Genomic DNA, 21,156 nt, shown 5'->3' with positions numbered 1-21,156 from the left:
TTAAATAAAATTTTTTTAATACAAAAAATATAAAATAATTTATATAAATTTAAAAAAAGTTAATGTATAAAATACATTTTTTAGAAAGATATTTTTTTAATGAAACAAAAGAATAATTTAGATATTATTTCTTTTAAAAAGAATGAAAAAAATAAAATAAATATTTTAGGTTTTTCTGCATTTTCGATTATAACGATTTTATTTTTGATTATAATTCATATATTTTTAAGTTATGATTTAGAAAATGACAAAATAATTTCTCAAAATTGGCATAATTTTATGTCTATGTTGTTATTTGTAATGGTTTTATCTGGAATTTTAAAATTTATAGGTTCTAAAATTCCTATTATAAAAAATATAGGCGGAGGGCCTATTTTATGTATTTTAGTTCCTGCTTTTATTTTTAATTATAATTTCGGATTTCCGATGTTTACAAAATTTCAAAAAACATTTATTCAACAAACTTCTTTTTTTTCTAAAAACGCAGGAGGTATTGGTTTTTTAGATTTCTTTGTGACATCTTTAGTAGTAGGTAGTCTTGTAGGAATTAAAAAAGAATTTTTAGGTAGAATGTTAAAAAGATTTTTGCCTTTAGTAATTATTACTTTGATAATATCGGCTTTATTTGTAGGAATAATAGGATTAATTTTAGAACCTATAAAAGGATTAAGTCATATTAAAAATAGCACTCGTAATGGTTTTTTAGATTCTATTTTTTATATTTTTGCTCCGATAGCATGTGGAGGTTTTACTTGCGGAATAATTCCTTTAACTAAAATTTTTTCTCAAGGGAATGCAATGTATGAAGATGCTTTCAAAGATCATATTTTACCTTCTTTATTAATTGCCGGTATTTTTAGTGTTATTTTATCTGGTTTAATTAAGAAATTTTTCGGCAAAAGTAAATATAGTAGTCCTAATAAAATAATAGAAAAAAATATTAAAATTTTAGAAGATGATAAAAATATAAATAAAGGTATAAAAAAGACAGATTTAAATATTAATTATTCAAATATAGCTACTGGTTTAATATCTATTTTTTCTTTTTATATTTTAAGTAGTGTATTAAGGATAATGATATCAAAAGTATTTTCAATGTTTTCTTTTTTAAAAAATATTGAAAATTATTTGCCTCCTGTTATAATTTTTTTGGTTATATTAGTTATAATAGTAAAATTTTTAAATTTAATTTCTTTTTATTATGAAAAATGTATCGAACAAGCTTCTCAATTTATAACAAATAATTTTACGTCCGCTATTTTATGTTTAGTCGGGATAGGAACAAATATTAATAAAATAACAGATTCTATTTCTAATTTACAATTTTTATTAACTTGTATGTTATGTGTTATTGTTACATCATTAACAGCTGCTATTCTTGGAAATAAATTTGGTTATTATCCTGTTCAATCTGCTATTTCTGCGGGACTTTGTTCTAATAGTATTGGTGGAGCCGGAAATATGGCTATTTTAGAAGCGTCAGATTCTATGGCCTTAATGCCTTATGCTCAAATATCTACTCGTATTGGAGGAGATATTATAGTTATATTATCTAGTATTTTGTTTCCTTTGTTTTATCAAATTTAATTGATTAAATTTCATTATATGCAATTCAATTTTTTAGTTGAAATCTTTTCAAAAATATATATAAAAAATATAAAGTTTTGAAATTTATTTTTTAAAAATTTTAGATAATAATTTGAATATTTAATGTTCTTTAAAAAAATAAAACTCAGTTAGTAATAACTGAGTTTTATTTTTTTAAAATATCTTAAAATTTTATTTTTGTCAAATTTATTAATAATTTTATTTCGTTAATAAATTTACCTCTTTTTTCAAATAGTTTCTTTTTATAAAATAAATAAAATATTCTATTTATATAATAAAGGTTTATTTTCTTTAATAACTTTTTGACATTCTTAATAACATTTAACTTTTAATTATAATTTAAAACGAAAAATTATAATTAAATAAATATATAAATATAATATAAAATTATTTTAAAACTATACTATTCAATAATAAAATAATAAAAAAACAGTGATTATTATAAAAACACATAGAATAATAATAAAAAGATAAATATTTTTATTACTGATCGAATCTTTTACTTGTTGAGTCAAAGCACTTTGAATTTTTTTACATTCTTCTTTTTTTGTTCTGAAATCATTTTTAGCTGTTGTTAATTCTTCGTTTTTTGTTCTTAAATCATTTTGAGCCGTTGTTAATTCTTCGTTTTTTGTTCTTAAATCATTTTGAGCCGTTGTTAATTCTTCGTTTTTTGTTCTTAAATCATTTTGAGCCGTTGTTAATTCTTCGTTTTTTTTAGTTAAGGTTTTTGTTAATTCTGCTTCTTTTGTTCTGAAATCATTTTTAGCTGTTGTTAATTCTGCTTCTTTTGTTCTTAAATCATTTTGAGCCGTTGTTAATTCTTCGTTTTTTTTAGTTAAGGTTTTTGTTAATTCTGCTTCTTTTGTTCTTAAATCATTTTGAGCCGTTGTTAATTCTTCGTTTTTTTTAGTTAAGGTTTTTGTTAATTCTGCTTCTTTTGTTCTGAAATCATTTTTAGCTGTTGTTAATTCTTCGTTTTTTGTTCTTAAATCATTTTGAGCCGTTGTTAATTCTTCGTTTTTTTTAGTTAAGGTTTTTGTTAATTCTGCTTCTTTTGTTCTGAAATCATTTTGAGCCGTTGTTAATTCTGCTTCTTTTGTTCTTAAATCATTTTGAGCCGTTGTTAATTCTTCGTTTTTTTTAGTTAAGGTTTTTGTTAATTCTGCTTCTTTTGTTCTGAAATTATTTTGAGCCGTTGTTAATTCTGCTTCTTTTGTTCTGAAATTATTTTGAGCCGTTGTTAATTCTTTGTTTTTTGTTCTTAAATCATTTTGAGCCGTTGTTAATTCTTCGTTTTTTTTAGTTAAGGTTTTTGTTAATTCTGCTTCTTTTGTTCTGAAATTATTTTGAGCCGTTGTTAATTCTGCTTCTTTTGTTCTGAAATTATTTTGAGCCGTTGTTAATTCTTTGTTTTTTGTTCTTAAATCATTTTGAGCCGTTGTTAATTCTTCGTTTTTTTTAGTTAAGGTTTTTGTTAATTCTGCTTCTTTTGTTCTGAAATCATTTTTAGCTGTTGTTAATTCTTCGTTTTTTGTTCTTAAATCATTTTGAGCCGTTGTTAATTCTGCTTCTTTTGTTCTGAAATTATTTTGAGCCGTTGTTAATTCTTCGTTTTTTTTAGTTAAGGTTTTTGTTAATTCTGCTTCTTTTGTTCTGAAATCATTTTTAGCTGTTGTTAATTCTTCGTTTTTTTTAGTTAAGGTTTTTGTTAATTCTGCTTCTTTTGTTCTGAAATTATTTTGAGCCGTTGTTAATTCTTTGTTTTTTGTTCTTAAATCATTTTGAGCCGTTGTTAATTCTTCGTTTTTTTTAGTTAAGGTTTTTGTTAATTCTGCTTCTTTTGTTCTGAAATCATTTTTAGCTGTTGTTAATTCTTCGTTTTTTGTTCTTAAATCATTTTGAGCCGTTGTTAATTCTGCTTCTTTTGTTCTGAAATTATTTTGAGCCGTTGTTAATTCTTCGTTTTTTTTAGTTAAGGTTTTTGTTAATTCTGCTTCTTTTGTTCTGAAATCATTTTTAGCTGTTGTTAATTCTTCGTTTTTTTTAGTTAAGGTTTTTGTTAATTCTGCTTCTTTTGTTCTGAAATTATTTTGAGCCGTTGTTAATTCTGCTTCTTTTTTTCTGAAATTATTTTGAGCCGTTGTTAATTCTTCGTTTTTTTTAGTTAAGGTTTTTGTTAATTCTGCTTCTTTTGTTCTGAAATCATTTTTAGCTGTTGTTAATTCTTCGTTTTTTGTTCTTAAATCATTTTGAGCCGTTGTTAATTCTGCTTCTTTTGTTCTGAAATTATTTTGAGCCGTTGTTAATTCTTCGTTTTTTTTAGTTAAGGTTTTTGTTAATTCTGCTTCTTTTGTTCTGAAATCATTTTTAGCTGTTGTTAATTCTTCGTTTTTTTTAGTTAAGGTTTTTGTTAATTCTGCTTCTTTTGTTCTGAAATTATTTTGAGCCGTTGTTAATTCTGCTTCTTTTTTTCTGAAATTATTTTGAGCCGTTGTTAATTCTTCGTTTTTTTTAGTTAAGGTTTTTGTTAATTCTGCTTCTTTTGTTCTGAAATCATTTTTAGCTGTTGTTAATTCTTCGTTTTTTGTTCTTAAATCATTTTGAGCCGTTGTTAATTCTGCTTCTTTTGTTCTGAAATTATTTTGAGCCGTTGTTAATTCTTCGTTTTTTTTAGTTAAGGTTTTTGTTAATTCTGCTTCTTTTGTTCTGAAATTATTTTGAGCCGTTGTTAATTCTTCGTTTTTTTTAGTTAAGGTTTTTGTTAATTCTGCTTCTTTTGTTCTGAAATTATTTTGAGCCGTTGTTAATTCTTTGTTTTTTGTTCTTAAATCATTTTGAGCCGTTGTTAATTCTTCGTTTTTTTTAGTTAAGGTTTTTGTTAATTCTGCTTCTTTTGTTCTTAAATCATTTTGAGCCGTTGTTAATTCTTCGTTTTTTTTAGTTAAGGTTTTTGTTAATTCTGCTTCTTTTGTTCTGAAATCATTTTTAGCTGTTGTTAATTCTTCGTTTTTTGTTTTTAAATCATTTTTCATTTTTAGTATTTGTCGATCTCTATCTTTTAAATAATCAATTAATGTGTTAGCATGTATACTTTTCAAATATAATTTCTTATGTTTTTTTTTTAAAGCTGTTAAAAGTTGCCCAGCCAATAATTCTGGATTATTTACATTCGTTACATCAATATCTTCATTTGGATTATATTGTTCTGGAGGAACTATTAATTGTTGAGATTTATTAAAAATAATATTTTTATCTATTGTTTTATTTGTTATTTGTTTGATATCTAATGAAAAATATAATATAAAAATATAAAAAATAAATATAAATATTGTTAATAAGACAAAAATAATTATTGAATTAAAATTTTGTTTAATTTTATTTATGAACATATATCATATCAATTTCTAATTAATATATTAAAAAAAATAAATGATAATAATTTTCATTTATTAAATGTTTTCGAAAGCAGTGAAATAAGATCATAAAAAATATTATTATTAAATTAAAAACTTTGTTTTGCCATTAAAAAATATCGCATTGATGAACCTTATCAAAGTATAATTGATATATTATAAGTTTAAATCGGATATTTTTTCATACTAGATGTTGGGAGTTTCTTAAGTAAAGAAAATTTATCTTTATTTCATAAATTTTTTAAAAAAAGAATAAAGTTAAATAATATAACTTTTTTATATGAATAAATTTAATATATTTAAAATCTTAGTTAGGTTATATAGTTTGTTATTTTAAAATAATCAACAATAAACTTTATTTAAATAATCCTAATAATAAAGATTATTATATGAATAATTTAAATTTTATTAAATATTTCTATTTAATAATTAAAAATTTTTGCTTTTGATTTTATAAATTAATTATTGTTCAAATTATTTTGAAAGATATAATTAAAATAATATTTTTACAATCGAAATAAAAAAACAAACTAATAATAAATAATATGCAAAAAGTTTGTTCGAATTAATAACTTGCTTAAATTATTCCAACAGATATTGCTATGAATTTAATCATCAATTTATGTATAAAAAATAAAAATATACCAAAATTAGTTAATTAATATTAAATATTAATATTATTTATTAAAAAAATATTTAGAAATGTTCATTTTTACATATTTTATAAAAAAATTATTTATGATAAATTGGCATTTAATAATAAAAAAAGACTAATTTATATAATGATGTTCTAAAAATATGATTTTATTTTTTAAATTTTTAAAAAATATTTGTTTACGATTCTTTAGGTTATATTTTCGAATCAAAAACCAAATTAAAAGTTTAGATATAAATTTTTTTGAAAATTAATTTTTTAAATAAAATGATTATTTAAAAAATATTCGAATTTATTATTCGTTATTTAAAATTTATTATTCGTTATTTCAAAAATGTAAATTAGAAAAAATATTAAATGTTTATTGGGAACATATTTTCGAAATAAATCGCATTTTACTCATTTTAAATAATAAAAAATAATTTTTATATACGAAAAATTTATTTAGTCATAAAATCTAAAATTTTTATTTTTCCTAATATAAAAGAAACTTTATTATATTCAAGATTTTAATATTTTTCGATTTAAAAAAATTATTTAATATTAATTAATATCTGTAAAATAAACTAAATTAAAAAAATTCTTTTTATAATTATTGAAAATAATAATATTGAAATATTTTATATTAAAACAAATTTTAAAAAAATATTTTTTAACGTTTATCTAAATTTCTAAAATTAATAATAAAATTTATTTTTTAATTAATTATTTTGCCAAATAATATTATTATTTGCTTTTTTCCTTTATGAATATATTATTTTATTTAAAATTACAATAATAAAATAATTAAAAATAATTAAATTTAATTGATTATTAAATACGATCTTACATATTAAATTGTATCATAAAAAGATTTATATTAATTATTTATTAAAAAAATAAAGATTATTAATTATAAAAGTGATTATTTTTCTATATTATTCATTTTTTATATAAAATATTATATTTAAATTAATTTGTTTCTTACATAAATAGAAAAACCTATTTATGTCTAAGAAAATGGTATCAAAATTTTAAAAAATAAATAAAAATTTTCTCCTAATTGGTTAAAATTTAACTTTTATCAAATAGATAAATTGACTAAAATTTGATTAATTTTCGAATTAAATAAAATATCATTTTAATTATTTTGTTTAATGTCTTATAAAACAAGTTTACATAAAACTTGTATTAAATTTTTTTTCAATATATAATGGTTTTAATAATTAGAAAATTAAATTTAATTTTATTAAATTTAATTTTATTATTTATTGTTTTATAAATAACAAAATGAAAGAGTGTTAATATGAAAAAATTTAAATCTATATATTTAGTACCGATATTTTTAATATTTATATTAATAATTACGATATATTTCGTTTATGATTATAATAATACAAAACAAAAAAATTCAGAAAAAAACAAAGAAGAACAAAATTATACAAATAAATTATCAGAAGAATTAAAACAAAATATTCCTGATAAAGGAGATATGATTTTTATAGAATTGTTTACAGACGAAAATAAAAATAAAGATATTTTGCCTTTGATGAAACAATACAAGTTTCGAAAAAGTTTGTATTATGTTTTAAATAGACAAGAAATAACTCAAAATGAGACTAATTTAAAACCTCTTTCGCTTTTATTTACTAAAGCTTTTTTTCAAGATAATACAAAATATTTTCCTAAACCCTTTTTACCACATAATGAAGACAGCATGAACATTTATAAAGATTTAGATTTAAAAAATTATGGTTTTAATGAAACAAAAGCTTTACAATGTTTAGAAGAAGCTTGGAATAATTTAAATTCTGAAGAAAAAAACAAAGATTATGTTTTGAGATTCGTAATAGATAAAGACGTAACAGATATAAATTTTTCTATTCAAGAAAAAATTATCACACAAATTAATAATTTATTCCTAAAGTTTTTAACAAATAAAGATTTAGATTCAAATAAATTAAAAATAGAAATTACTGAAAAAGGTACATTTGATATAAGATTAAGTGTTGCATCTGAAATAGATGAATATAATCAAGAAGAATATTATTTCCATTTTATACGAAGTATATTTCATTTTAAAGATGATTCTAAAATTTCTATAAATTTATCACATATAAAACAATATTTAGAAAATAAAAGAAATAAAGGTCAAACAATAGAAAATAATTTATTTGGGATAAGGAATGTGAATGATTCAAATTCTTCTATTCATGCAACAAATATCGAACAAATTAATAATTTATCCATCAAGTATTTACAAAATGAAAATTTAGTTATTAACTCACAAGGTATTTTTGAAAGTGAAATAACTGATTTGTGGGATACGTATGATAATAACATTCGCACATTATTCCCTTCATTGGGTTTAGGACCTCAATCTCAACAAGAAGAATCGTCAGAGATAAAAGAATTAAAACAAAAAACTTTTGAAGAAATATTCGAAAAAATATTATGTCTTTTACATGAACAAATGTTAAATATTCCTGTTTGCGTTCATAATATAGAAAGTACAAATTAATTATGAAGAATTTAAAAAAAATTTTTTCTAAAATAACTTTAAGAAATTGCATTTTCTTTTTATTTATGTTTTATGTTGTTGATTTTATACTTACAATTTTGAATGAAAATATATTAAATCCGCAATACAATCAAAATATATATCGTTTTTATAAATTTCATAAAATGATGATATTCATCAAAGTAGAAATTAGAACTAGAATAAATCAATTTTTGACGCCTGTACAAACTTTATTATTATTAGGTTATTGGGGCGAGGCTTTTTTATCTAGAAATTCAAAAATTAATTCTAAATCTTTAGTTTCATCCAAACAAAAATCTTATTTTACTTTCGAAGATGTTGCTGGCAATGAAGAAGAAAAAGAAGAAATGAAGGAATTAATTGATTTTTTAAAAAGACCTCAAAAGTATGCTTCCGTAGGAGCTAAAATACCTAAAGGTGTTTTATTAGAAGGGCCGCCAGGAACAGGTAAAACCTTATTAGCGAAAGCTTTAGCTGGTGAAGCTGGAGTTCCTTTTTACGCTGTAGCTGGTTCTGAATTTGTTGAAAAATATGTCGGTGTCGGTGCTTCTCGTGTCAGAGAATTATTTAAAGAAGCTAAAGATCATTCTCCTTGCATTCTTTTTATTGATGAAATAGATGTTTTAGGTAGTAAAAGAGGTGGTTTTTCAGGAGGATCTCAAGAAACAGATCAAACTCTTAATCAACTTTTAACTGAAATGGATGGTTTTACTTCAACACAAGGAATCATTATCATCGGAGCTACTAATAGAGCGGATATGTTAGATTCAGCTTTATTAAGACCAGGAAGATTCGATCGCAAATTTATAGTTGGTCTACCTGATGTTAAAGCTAGAGAAGCTATTTTAAAAGTTCATGTTCGTAATAAAAATATTTCTCCTGATATTAATTTTAATCAATTAGCGAAACAAACTCCAGGTATGAGTGGCGCTCAATTAGAAGCAGTTTTAAATGAAGCTTCTATTTTAACAGTAAGAAATCAAAAAGAAATGATTACTATGGAAGATTTAGAAGAAGCGATTGATCGCGTTTTAATGGGTCCAGCCAAAAAATCAATTAAATATACAGAAGAAGAAAGAAAAATGGTGGCTTACCATGAAGCTGGACACGCCGTTATTGGTTTAAAATTAGAACACGCTCAAAAAGTTCAAAAGATTACTATTATCCCAAGAGGTTCAGCTGGTGGTTATAATTTAATGTTACCTGAAAAAGAAACTTTCTTTTCTTCTAAAAAAAGAATGTTAGCGAATATTATTTCTTATTTAGGCGGTAGAGTAGCTGAAGAATTAGTTTTTGACGATGTTTCTAATGGAGCTTGTGAGGATTTTAAACAAGCTACTAAAATAGCTAGTTTAATGGTGACTAAATATGGAATGAGTGATTTAGGTGTTTCTCAAGATTCTGATTTTTCTGATAAAAAAGCGATTGATACAGAAATTAAAAAAATAATAGATCAATGTTATCAAGAATGTCAAAAAGTGATTAAAGAAAATAAATCTTTATTAGATAAAATAGTTAATTTATTATTAGAAAAAGAAACTATTAATAAAGAAGAGATAGAAAAATTAACAAGTTTTTAAAATATTCAATCAATAATAAAAAAAGAAACTTTTTTTGAAGTTTCTTTTTTTATTATTCAGAAAAATATATAATTTTTTGACAAAATAATTAAAAAAACGAAATAATTATTGTACTATATAAAATGTAAACAAGTAAAATTTAAATTAATATTTTTATAATTATTAAATATTTTATTATAATATTTTTTATATAAATTATTTAATCTAAGGAGTTAAACAATGAAAAACAAGATAAATAACGTAACATCAAATTTATGTTAAAAAATGTAAATCATAATATCAAAATAATCATTTTAAAAAAAAATAATAATAAAAATAAAATTGTTTTTTATTAATTATTCATTAATTATCTTATTTTAATATTATTATTTTTTATTTTTAATTAATTAAATTTAACAAGATATTTTGTTTGGTTTCTATTTTAATAGTTACTTGTAATTATAAAAATCGGAAATTGTTTTTATTTTTGTGACTATAACTAAAATATGATAATCACGCTAATACCTAAATTACTTAAATTATGATATCAAAATATTATTGTCTGTATTAATTTCTAAAAATATCGCTTAAATTTTAAAAACATTCACTTTATTAAATATAAAAATATATAATCTCTTATTTAAATAAAAATATTAAAAAATTAAAAAAATAATTAATATTTTGGATCGAAAAAATACTTATATTCTTTAATAACAGGAAAATAAAAAAATAAATTATTCTTAATTACAAATATTTTTATATTTTTGCCAATCGGCCACATAATTTTTTAATTAATTAAAATAAAAAAATTTTAGAAGATTTTATATTTATTTTTGATTAAGATAATTAACAATTTTATAAAAATTTAAATTCTAAATTTAAGTTATTTGTTCCAGGATAGAAATAAAATTTCGAAAATATATAATGAATTTATTTTGTTTATATTCTCAAAATATCAAAAACAATAATCAAATTAATATATTTAGATATAATTTAAATATTTTGAATAAAAATAAGGGAGATTACAAAAATGGAACAAAAAAATAATAATGATGAAATTAATGTTTTTGATATAGCAAAATATTTTTTAAATAAAGATTCTTCTATAAATAAAACTAAATTACAAAAATTACTTTATTATTCACAAGGATATTTTTTAGCCAAATATAATACAGTTTTGTTTAATGAAACAATTGAAGCTTGGATTTATGGACCTGTTATCCCTGTTATTTATGCAGAAATTTTATTTCAAGAAACAATGAAACCAAATACTAATTTAAATTTTGATAAATCAGCCACAAATAAAAATTTAACTAAAGAACAAAAAGAAATATTAGAACAAATTTATGATGAATTTTATGGTCTAAATAGTAAAGAATTAAGTAAAAAAACTCATGAAGAAGATCCTTGGAAAACAGTTTATGATCCTAATAAATCTTGGTCTGAATGCGTTATTACTCCTAAAATTTTGTATAATTATTTTTCTAAAAGAAAATAATTAAAAATTTTTATTTAATGAAAGTGAGAATAATTTTTTGATAGAAACAAAAATATCTTCTATATCTTCTATTTTAGATGATGAAAATTATTTGTATATTATCAAAATTTTGGATAAATGTATGACAAATTTTGAACAAAATTTGTTATTTTTAAAAAAATATTCTTCTACTAATTTTGATGAAAATTATATTAGCGCTCATATCGCTAGTATTTTTAATAATTTAGATAAATTTAAAGCTACTAATGAAACTCTAAAAAGACATGGCAAAGTTGATGTTTTAATTTCTTTAAATAAAAACGAAGATTATATTATCGAATGTAAAAATTTTTGCGGTTTACATGATTTAGACTTTGTCTATAAACAATTATTAAGTAGAGTTTATTATCGTTATTCCTGCGGCTCTATTGTTTTATTAGTTAACGGTAAACAACCTAACACATTTAAAAAAATTTTGAAAGAAATTAATAATTGGGTATTAGTTCATAAAGGAGAAAAAATAAAAATAAAAAATTTTAAATGTAACGAAAATTTTTTTGTTATTAAAATAAAAAACCCTAAAACAGATTTTGATATGTTGATCAATATTGCTTGTTATGATCTTGAATATAATGTAAATCATGCAAAAAAAGATAAAGATATTGATGATTTATACAAAGAGATCGAAAAAAATAGCAAAAACTTTATCGGATCTCTTAATAATTTAAGTAAAAAATATAATAATAAATTATTAATAGAATATATTATTGATTTACAAAAAGAATTTAATAATATTACTAATTTATTTAATGAATATTATTCAAAAAATCAAAAAAATAACAAAAAAGAAAAAAAATAATAATATTATTAATCTTTTTTTGTAATAATTTTTTATTAAATGATTAAAAGATACACTCTAAAATCAAAACCTAAGAAGAATATTTTATAAAATTTTGTTTTGCAAGTGCGCAAAAAGACAAAACCTTATCATTTTTATAAATTGAACAAAAAAATCAAACAATCCCGACTTTAAGTTGATCTTATTTGTTTGAATGATTTATTTTTATTTTAATTTTCAGGATACAGCGCGAATTAATAAACAAAAAAATTTTAAACTAATTTTTATATCTTTGCGCTTTTATAGCTTTTTTAAATAGTTTTGTTTTATAAAAGTTACTTTTTAAATTTATTGAGTATAAATAAAAAAATATTTTAATTCTTCATATATGATTTATAACCAAAATTATTAAATTATATTAACAAAAATTAAAAAAATGCATTTTGTTTGTATTGATTAAAGTTTTTAATAAAACCGTTATTATAAAAATATAAAAACGTTAAATTAATTAAATTTTATTTATCAAAATAAACGTATATGAGTTTTTATTTAGCATAAAAAACTAATTATTAATATGAATTTTACCCACACTCTAATAAAAATTATTACCTCACATTAAAAATAGTCTCTTATTTAGACTATTTTGTTATTTAAAATACTATATTTCGGATTCGCCTTTTTTATTTCTTTTCAGACGGAATCAGCAGGATTTAAATAAGTTTTTCGAATAAATTTGTTATTGGATTAATTGTGTTCATTGATAAAGTTTTTTGTTGATTTGCGATGAGTTGATTAAATTCAGTTGTCATTAGATGGATCATATTCAGTTATGTAGCTTATTGTTTTTCCATCGAATTGAAATTGAGTTAATTTAATTTTATTCCCCTTCAATGGATTAAATTCTTCAATATAACATATTTTTCGGCCGTCATCTTGGAACCAAGTTTTTTTAATTAAGATTTCGAATAAGTTTTCAATAAAGAAGTTTTCAATAAATGTATCATATTCACTGATATATTTTATTGTTTTACCGTCGTTTCGGAAATAAGTTTCTTTAATTTTATGTCCAGTAGATGGAAAGAATTCTTCGATATAGTTTATTGTTTTTCCATCAGATATGAAATGAGTTTCTTTAATTTTTTTTCTACTACATAGATCGTAATCAATGATGTTTTCTATTGTTTTTCCGTCACTTTGGTAATAAGTTTTTTTAATTAATTTTCCAGTATATGGATTGTATTCGTTGATGTAATTTATTTTTTTACTTTTAGTTCGGAAACTAGTGTATTTAATTTTTTTTCAGTAGATGGATCATATTTACAAATAGCTTTTATTGTTTTTCCGTCGTTATTGTAAAAAGTTTTTTCAATTATTTTTCTAGTAGACGGATCATATTTACCGATACTATTTATGGTTTTTTCGTCATCTAGGTAATAAGTTTTTTTAATTAATTTTTCGTTATATAAATCAAATTCTTTGATATAGTTATATTCATTATTTGCAAAATTTGTTTCCTTTAAAATAGAGCCATCAGGATTGTAATAAGTTGTTTTAATAGGCGAAAAATCAGCTGGATCAAATTCTTCAATAAAATCTATTGTTGAACCATCAGATTTGTAATAATTTTCTCTAAATGGAAAAATATCATATGGAACGTATTCGGTAATATAGTTTATTGTTTTCCCGTCTGATCGAAAATAAGTTGTTTTGATGCGTTCGAATAATACAATACATGGATCATCTTCCATGATATAGCTTATTGTTTTGCCGTCGTCTTGGAAATAAGTTCTTTTTAAGTTTCCAGTAGATGAATCATGTTTATTGATGTTAATTATTGTTGCACCGTCTTCTTGGAACCAAGTTTCTTTGATTAAGTTTCCAGTAGATAGATTGTATTCAGAGATGCATTCTATTATTTTTCCGTCGTTTTGAAAATCAGTTTCTTTGATTTTATTTCCAGTAGATGGATCATATTCATTGATACTATTTATTGTTTTTCCGTCAATTTGAAAAAAAGTTTTTTTGATTGGTTTTCCATTAAATGGATTGTATTCGTAGATAGAGTATATTCTTTTATTATCTTCATAATAAAATATTTTTGTTAAATTATTTTTCATTTTATAATCCTTTTAATTTGGTTTTTATTTAATTATTATTAAATAGCTCTTTCACTTTCATATCTTTTTTTAAAAAGTTTTGTTTTATAAAAGTTACTTTTAAAATTTAAATAAATTTAAATAAATTTAAATAAATTTAAATAAATTTAAATAAATTTAAAAAATAATCTTTAATAATTTATATTATATAAATAAAAATAATAATTAATATTATTTTTAAATTTATTGAATCACGATGTCTAACAAAGACCACTAAAAGACATATTTTTGGTTTGATGTTTTATATTTGAAATTTGTATCTTTCTTAATTTTATTTAAGTTCAAAAAGTTTTTTTCAACTTTTAAAATAATAATTTGATGATGATTTTTATGTTTATTTAGTTTCTTCATTCGGAAATAAAATTAGTAATAAAAGGAACTAAAAAATAACAAGTACATAATCATAAGTTCTTTTTCCAAAATAAATAGGTTTTTATTTAATTTATAAATTTTTTTCTTCTAAAATATAAACATCATTTTAAACAACTTTGTTATATTTATATTTAGATCCATATATCAACAACTTCTTAATTTAGGCAAAAAAAGAGTTTAACTTTAAAAGTCAAATTCTTAAAAAAAATAAAATTATTTAAATTTTCTATAACAGTGCGATAAATTAAATAATTTTTATGTTTATTCATGTTTTTTGTAATAAAATTTTAATATTTTTTATATATTTTTTCAAAAAAAATATTTGGGATAATATTTATTTTTTTGTATTGGTTCATAATAAGCAATCCAATTTTGATTTTTATCTAAGACAAGAAATGATTTTGTTGTCGAAATTTGTCTTTCATCTAATAAAACGCCATTTTTAACTAATTTAATTAAATAATCATTTAAAATAATTTTTTGTGTTTTTTTAAATAATATTTTAACATCGATTAAATTTTTGAAATCGACTGAATTAATATTTTGAGCTTTTTTTAAATTATATAAACCTATTTTAGTTCTTGTTAATTTTTTTAATGCGCCGTAGGTATTCATTTGAGACGCAATATCTCTAGCTAAGCTTCTTATATACGTTCCTTTTGATACTTTGGTTTCGAAATCGATTGAATCATTTTCGAAAGAAGATGTTATTTTTAAATTTTTAATATTAACTTTTCTAGGAGGAATGTCAATTTGTATATTTTTTCTTGCTAAATTATACATTTTTTTTCCTTTAATTTTGATAGCCGAATACATAGGAGGAACTTGTAAATATTTTTTTTTACTAAAGAAAAGGAAACTTTTTTCAATTTCTTCTATTGATAAAATATTTGTTTTTGTGTCAATTATTTTCCCTGTTACGTCTAAAGTATCAAAATTTTTATTAAAAATAATACTCCCTTGATATGTTTTATCTAAATTTTCAAATAAAAAAGCTAACTTTGTAGCTTTATTTATCAAAACAATTAAAAGACCTTCTGCCATAGGATCTAAAATCCCTGTATGTCCTATTTTATTAAGATTTAATTTTTTTTTTATTAAATAAATAGCATCATGAGATGACATATTTTTTTCTTTGTTAATTAAAAAGAAACCATTCATGAGAATATTTATATTTTCTTTCTTTTTTTAGTTAAAAAAAATTATTTTTATTTAGCTTATTTGACAAAAAGATATTAAATCCTCGTGAGTGCAATAACCAGTTTGTCTTTTGATTTCTTCTCCGTTTTTGAATAATACTAAAGTAGGAAAACTTCTTACATTATATTCATAAAGAAAATTTTTATTAAAATCACCATTAATTTTGATTACCTTTATATTAGGGTTTTGTTGTTCAAAATTATTCAAAACAGGCATTAATTTTTGACAAGGTCCGCACCAAGGAGCAAAAAAGTCGACAAGAACTATTTTATTTTGGTTGATTACAGACTTTAAATCTATATTTGGTTGATTTTGGGACATTTTAATTTTTATAACCCTTCTTTTTTTATAAAATTTTTAAAATATAGAAAATAAAACAATAAACATATTTTTTAATAAAAAAATGTATACAAATATATTATAAATTAGGTTTATAAAATGATCTTCCTTTTATGACAGATAAATTTTCAGTAAATTCTCCTTTTTCGGTTTCTTTTATTTTTTCATTTAAAGTATTTAATTTGGCATCTATATCGTCTAAATACCATAATAAAAGAGCTTCTCCGATTTGTGGTTCTCTAGCGGCGCCATATTGTAATAAACCATGATGTGAAATTAATAAATGTTTTAAAAGTAAAGTTTCTTCTTTATCTTGCAACCCTAACAAAAGAGCTTCTTCATGAATATAATTAACTCCTAAGATTAAATGCCCTAATAATTTTCCTTTTGTTGTATAAGTTTTGGATAAAAAATCAAATTCTATTATTTTCGCCATATCATGAAGAATAATCCCGCAATTTAATAAATCTTGATTTAAAAAAGGGTATATTTCGACATAATGTTGAGACATGTTTAACATATTAAGAGTATGATAACTTAAACCTCCATAATAATCATGATGCATTTTACAAGCCGCTGGAGAAATTAAAAATTTTATCTTATGTTTAGAGTATAAATTATGAGTTATTTTTTGTAAAACAGGATTTTCAATCTTAGATAAAAAATTATTTATTTTTTGATCGATTATATCGAAAGAAAGAGGAGAACATTTAAAAAAGTGTTTATAATAATTAAAAACTTGTTCTAGATTTAAAATATTTTCAATGATATCATATTCTTCGCATAATAAAATATTTTTTTCATTTTTTTCTTTGTATTTTGTTTTAAAAAAATAAATTTTTTCTTTTTCGAGTGTCGGAAATGTTGGATCTATTTTGATATTAACGCCGAAATCTTCTATTAATAAAAGATTAATGTTAAAAAAATGCTCTCCTTTATTAATACTAGTTATTTTGCCGATAAATTCAATTTTATCACCTATTTTTTTATTTTTTAAAAATAAGTTTTGATTCATAATTTGTTACCTTTTTAATAATATAAAATTTTTAATTTATTAACAGTGGATATTTCCTTGGGAATTGATATAATGAAATTAATTTTTTAAATCTTTTTTTTTCTTTTTTACTGAACGAAAAAGAATTGATTATATTAGGATTTAAAATAAAAGATAAATCTAAAAATAATTCTGGATTCATTTTTGTTAAATTTTCTTTAATTATAAAGAGAATACTTTCTTTAAATTCTGTCAAAAAAGAAATAGCATTAGTTTCTTTTAAAGATATAAGAGCTTTTAGAAAGAATTTTCGTTTTGTTATTTTTTTTAATTCTTTAATTATTTCTTGAGGTGGTATTTTGTTTAATAAAAAAATATTTTTTCTTAAAATGTTTTTAGTTTCGATTTCGATTTCAAAATTAGATTTCGCTTGAAGAGTGAAAATACGCATCATTCTTAAAGCATCTTCTGTTAATTTTTGGTATGGTTCTCCAATAGTTTTTATTTGTTTTTTGATTAAATCATTATAACCATTAATATAATCAATGATTTCTCCATTTTCATTCATTAAAAAACCATTAATAGTGAAATCACGTCTTTTTAAATCTTCTTTAATATCTGAAATGAATTCGACAAAAGAAGGATTTCTATGGTCTAAATAAGGTCCTTCTTTTCTATAAGTAGTAGTTTCAAATTTTTCTTTTTCAAAGATAATTTGAAAAGAACCATATTTGATATTTTTTTTATGGCAAATTAAGAATTTAGAAATTTCTTCGTAACGACCATTAGTAGTTATATCAACATCATTTATAGGTATATTTAAAATTATATCTCTTACAGTTCCGCCAACAATAAAAGCTTCGAAACCTTTTTTTTTAATTTCTTTTATTATTTTTTGTGCTTTTTCAATTTTATTATTTTTTTTGCTACAAAATTGCATCAAAACACCTTTTTTTAATATTTTTTTATCAAGAATTTAAAATTATGACTCCTACTCCGAAAACATCATTACCTACATGAGCACCTACGGCTGGGGTAGAAGGAACTTCTATAATTTTTTCTAATTGTAATTCTTTTTCTAAAAAAACTTTAAATTCGTCTTTGATATGATTATTTCCAGTACTTAAAATATGTATTAAAAATTTTTTATTTTGTGTGTATTTTTTGATTTTATCGCTAATAGATAAAAAAGCTTTTTTCATAGAAATTTTTTTTTCAATTAAAACAATTTCTCCATTTTTGTTAACTTGTAAAATAGGCTTAATTCTAAAAAATCTACCTAAAAAACCTTTTGTTTTGCTTAAACGTCCATTTTTAATTAATTGTGTTAAAGAATTAACGATAAAAAAGATAGTATTGTTTTCTTTTAAAAAATCTAAATGTTTTATAACTTGTTCAACAGAGGCGCCTTCTGAAAAAAGACGTTCTGCTTCTAAAGCGAAATATCCTTCTGAAAAACAAACAGTATTAGTATTATAAGGGATAATTTCAATTTCGTCTTTTAATTGCTTTTGAGCTTGACAAACAACATTATAACTCCCACTTAATTTTTGAGAAATAGTTAAGACAAAAGTTTTTTTATAACCTTTTTTAACTAAATTTCTGAAATAACATATTAATTCTCCGATAGAAGGTTGAGAAGTTTTTACATCTACATTAGTGTTTTCATTTAATATATCATAAAATTCTTTAGCTGTTATAGTTTCGCCGTCGATATATTCTTTATTATTGATAAAAATTTTAATTCTAATTAAATCAATATTATGATTTTTATATGGAGAATAATCTAAGCAACTAGTTGATGTCGAAGCTATTTTGATATTTTGATTATTTTTATTTATTTTATTCATTTATGAAACCTTTAAATCTTTAAATTTTAAAATTTTATATCAAAATTTTTTGATATTCATTTTTATGATTATTATACCAAGTTATTATAACAAAAAAATTTTGTTAATATGTTTAATATTAATAAATAATGACAATAATATCTAAAAATGAATAAATGATTTTATTTTTTGAATATACTTTTGTAAAAATTCTATTGTGTTTGTTTTTTGTCTTTTTCTAATTTGATAATTAAATTTCTATAAAACATCGCCTTTTCGAAATCTAACTTTTTAGAAGCTTTGTTCATTAAAGATCGGAGTTTTTTTAAACTATAATTTTCGGGAGATTGTTTTCCAGAAAATAAAAACGATTCAATATTTTCATTTTTATCTTTGTTAATATCTGTTGTTTGTTTGATATTTTTATGAATAATAGTTGGTTTCAGATTATTTTTTAAATTATAATTTTCTTGGATTTGACGACGACGTAAAGTTTCTTGAATAGCTGTTTCCATTGCATTTGTTATTTCATCACTGTACATAATTACTTTTCCGTAGATATTTCTCGCGGCTCTTCCGATAGTTTGGATTAAACTTTTTTCACTTCTTAAAAAACCAGGTTTATCGGCGTCTAAAATAGCTACTAAAGATACTTCAGGTAAATCTAGACCTTCTCTTAATAAATTTACTCCAACTAAACAATCATAAATACCAGTTCTAAGTTTTTTTAAAATAATCATTCTTTCTAAAGATTTAATTTCACTATGGAGATAAGCTACTTTAATTCCTATTTTTTTAAGATAATTAGTTAATTCTTCACTCATATTTATAGTTATTGTCGTAACTAAAGTTCTTTCTTTTTTTTCTGCTCTTTTTTTTATTTCTGAATACAAATCTTCAATTTGATTTTTAGTAGGTCTTAATTCTATTATCGGATCTAAAATAAAAGTAGGCCTAATAATTTGTTCTATGATAGGAATTTTTTTGTCTATTTCATAATTTCCTGGAGTAGCTGATAAATAAATAACTTTATCCATTTTTTTTTCAAATTCAGGAAACGTAAGAGGTCTATTATCTAAAGTACTAGGCAAACGAAAGCCATGCTCTATTAAATTTTTTTTTCTTGAATAATTACCAGCATGCATTCCTTTTATTTGAGGTACAGTAACATGAGATTCATCAATGATAGTCAAAAAATTTTTTCCAAAATAATCAATTAAAGTTGTGGGTGGCTCTCCTTCTTTTTTAAGAGATAAATGACGGGAATAATTTTCAATCCCATTACAATAACCGATTTGTTTTAACATTTCGATATCGTTTGTTACTCTTTTTACGATATTTTGTGCTTCAATTAATTGATTTGTTTTTTGAAAATATTCAATACGTTCTTCTAATTCTTCTTCAATTCTTTTAATAGTTTCTTTTAATTTGTTTTTATTAGTAACATAAAGAGAAGCAGGAAAGATACTTACATTTTTTAAATTTTCAATAATATTTCCTTCAAGAATATCAAAAATTTGTATTTTTTCAATTTCTTCATTATCAAATACGATTCTAATTCCTTGTTGAGTTTCAGCAGATAAAATAATGTCCAAAGTTCCACCTCTAACTCTAAAAGTACCTCTATCAAATGTTATATCATTTCTTTTATATTGCATTTCAACTAATTGTTTTAAAATTTGTTTAAAAGAATATATTTTGTTTTTTTCTAAATAAAGAACAGAAAGTTTATAATCGTTAATATCTCCGATACCGTAAATACAAGAAACAGACGAAACAACGATGATATTTTTACCGTAAATTAAAGAATTAATTGTTCTATGGCGTAATTGATCTATTTCAGAGTTAATTTTAGAAGTTTTTTCAATATAAGTATCATTAGAAACGACATAAGCTTCTGGTCGATAATAATCATAATAAGAAATAAAATATTCTATTTTATTATCAGGAAACATTTCTTTTAATTCATTATATAATTGACCCGCTAAGGTTTTGTTATGAGCAATAATTAAAGTGTTTTGATTTAATTTTTGAATTACATTAGCTATGGCGAAAGTTTTACCTGTTCCTGTAGCTCCTAAAATAATTTGTTCTTTGATATTTTTTTTAAAATTAGTTAATATTTGTTCAATAGCTTTAGGTTGATCGCCGCTTGGTTTATATACAGTTTTAATTTTGAATGTCATATAATT

14 protein-coding genes are annotated in these 21,156 nt (G+C 21.4%); 5 read left to right on the top strand and 9 right to left on the bottom strand.

Going from position 1 to position 21,156, the window contains the following annotated elements:
* Positions 1–99: 99 nt before the first annotated feature.
* Entirely contained in the window at positions 100–1,587 is a 1,488-nt protein-coding gene (locus CWO85_RS03530) for a 2-hydroxycarboxylate transporter family protein (RefSeq protein WP_121464228.1), read from the top strand.
* 428 nt (positions 1,588–2,015) lie between these two features.
* Here CWO85_RS03530 and CWO85_RS03525 read toward each other — a convergent pair whose 3' ends face one another.
* Positions 2,016–5,000 (bottom strand): hypothetical protein, encoded by a 2,985-nt coding sequence (locus CWO85_RS03525; protein ID WP_121464227.1) that lies wholly within the window; start codon positions 4,998–5,000, stop codon positions 2,016–2,018.
* Between the two features lie 1,964 nt (positions 5,001–6,964).
* On the opposite strand from CWO85_RS03525, the gene CWO85_RS03520 reads away from it, so the two are divergent.
* The 4 genes from CWO85_RS03520 to CWO85_RS03505 all read left to right on the top strand — a co-directional run bounded on the left by CWO85_RS03520 (position 6,965) and on the right by CWO85_RS03505 (position 12,095).
* On the top strand, positions 6,965–8,179 hold the full coding sequence (locus CWO85_RS03520; RefSeq protein WP_121464226.1) for a hypothetical protein: 1,215 nt from the start codon (positions 6,965–6,967) through the stop codon (positions 8,177–8,179).
* Between the two features lie 2 nt (positions 8,180–8,181).
* Positions 8,182–9,780, top strand: a complete 1,599-nt coding sequence (gene ftsH, locus CWO85_RS03515) for an ATP-dependent zinc metalloprotease FtsH (RefSeq protein WP_121464225.1) — start codon at positions 8,182–8,184, stop codon at positions 9,778–9,780.
* A 1,009-nt stretch (positions 9,781–10,789) separates the two neighbouring features.
* Positions 10,790–11,257, top strand: a complete 468-nt coding sequence (locus CWO85_RS03510; protein ID WP_121464224.1) for a Panacea domain-containing protein — start codon at positions 10,790–10,792, stop codon at positions 11,255–11,257.
* Positions 11,258–11,294: 37 nt separating this feature from the next.
* A complete protein-coding gene (locus CWO85_RS03505; RefSeq protein ID WP_121464223.1) occupies positions 11,295–12,095 on the top strand; it encodes a hypothetical protein in 801 nt (266 codons plus the stop codon).
* Positions 12,096–12,872: 777 nt separating this feature from the next.
* Here the strand turns inward: CWO85_RS03505 and CWO85_RS03895 are convergent.
* From CWO85_RS03895 to uvrB, 8 genes are all read right to left on the bottom strand, one after another.
* Complete coding sequence (locus CWO85_RS03895; protein WP_420885405.1) at positions 12,873–13,331, bottom strand: DUF2963 domain-containing protein; 459 nt, start codon at positions 13,329–13,331, stop codon at positions 12,873–12,875.
* Positions 13,328–14,191, bottom strand: a complete 864-nt coding sequence (locus CWO85_RS03490; protein ID WP_121464221.1) for a DUF2963 domain-containing protein — start codon at positions 14,189–14,191, stop codon at positions 13,328–13,330. The genes CWO85_RS03895 and CWO85_RS03490 overlap by 4 nt, the downstream gene beginning before the upstream one ends.
* A gap of 720 nt (positions 14,192–14,911) precedes the next feature.
* Positions 14,912–15,763 carry a tRNA pseudouridine(55) synthase TruB gene (gene truB / locus CWO85_RS03485; protein ID WP_121464220.1) on the bottom strand — a complete coding sequence of 284 codons (852 nt, stop codon included), beginning with the start codon at positions 15,761–15,763 and terminating at the stop codon, positions 14,912–14,914.
* A gap of 51 nt (positions 15,764–15,814) precedes the next feature.
* Complete coding sequence (locus tag CWO85_RS03480) at positions 15,815–16,123, bottom strand: thioredoxin family protein (RefSeq protein WP_121464219.1); 309 nt, start codon at positions 16,121–16,123, stop codon at positions 15,815–15,817.
* Positions 16,124–16,220: 97 nt separating this feature from the next.
* Positions 16,221–17,156, bottom strand: coding sequence for an HD domain-containing protein (locus CWO85_RS03475; protein WP_121464218.1), 936 nt, complete (start codon positions 17,154–17,156; stop codon positions 16,221–16,223).
* A 31-nt stretch (positions 17,157–17,187) separates the two neighbouring features.
* Positions 17,188–18,075, bottom strand: coding sequence for a CCA tRNA nucleotidyltransferase (locus tag CWO85_RS03470; protein ID WP_121464217.1), 888 nt, complete (start codon positions 18,073–18,075; stop codon positions 17,188–17,190).
* Positions 18,076–18,103: 28 nt separating this feature from the next.
* The gene (locus CWO85_RS03465; protein WP_121464216.1) at positions 18,104–18,985 is read right to left on the bottom strand and encodes a DegV family protein; all 882 of its coding nucleotides are present in this window, start codon (positions 18,983–18,985) and stop codon (positions 18,104–18,106) included.
* A gap of 191 nt (positions 18,986–19,176) precedes the next feature.
* On the bottom strand, positions 19,177–21,150 hold the full coding sequence (uvrB, locus tag CWO85_RS03460) for an excinuclease ABC subunit UvrB (protein ID WP_121464215.1): 1,974 nt from the start codon (positions 21,148–21,150) through the stop codon (positions 19,177–19,179).
* Between the last annotated feature and the right edge of the window lie 6 nt (positions 21,151–21,156).

This window comes from Candidatus Phytoplasma ziziphi (genome assembly GCF_003640545.1).
In the GTDB taxonomy this organism is placed as follows: Bacteria; Bacillota_I; Bacilli_A; order Acholeplasmatales; family Acholeplasmataceae; genus Phytoplasma; species Phytoplasma ziziphi.
The sequence above is the reverse complement of the archived record's forward strand: the minus strand, read 5'-3'. Positions and strand labels throughout refer to the sequence as shown.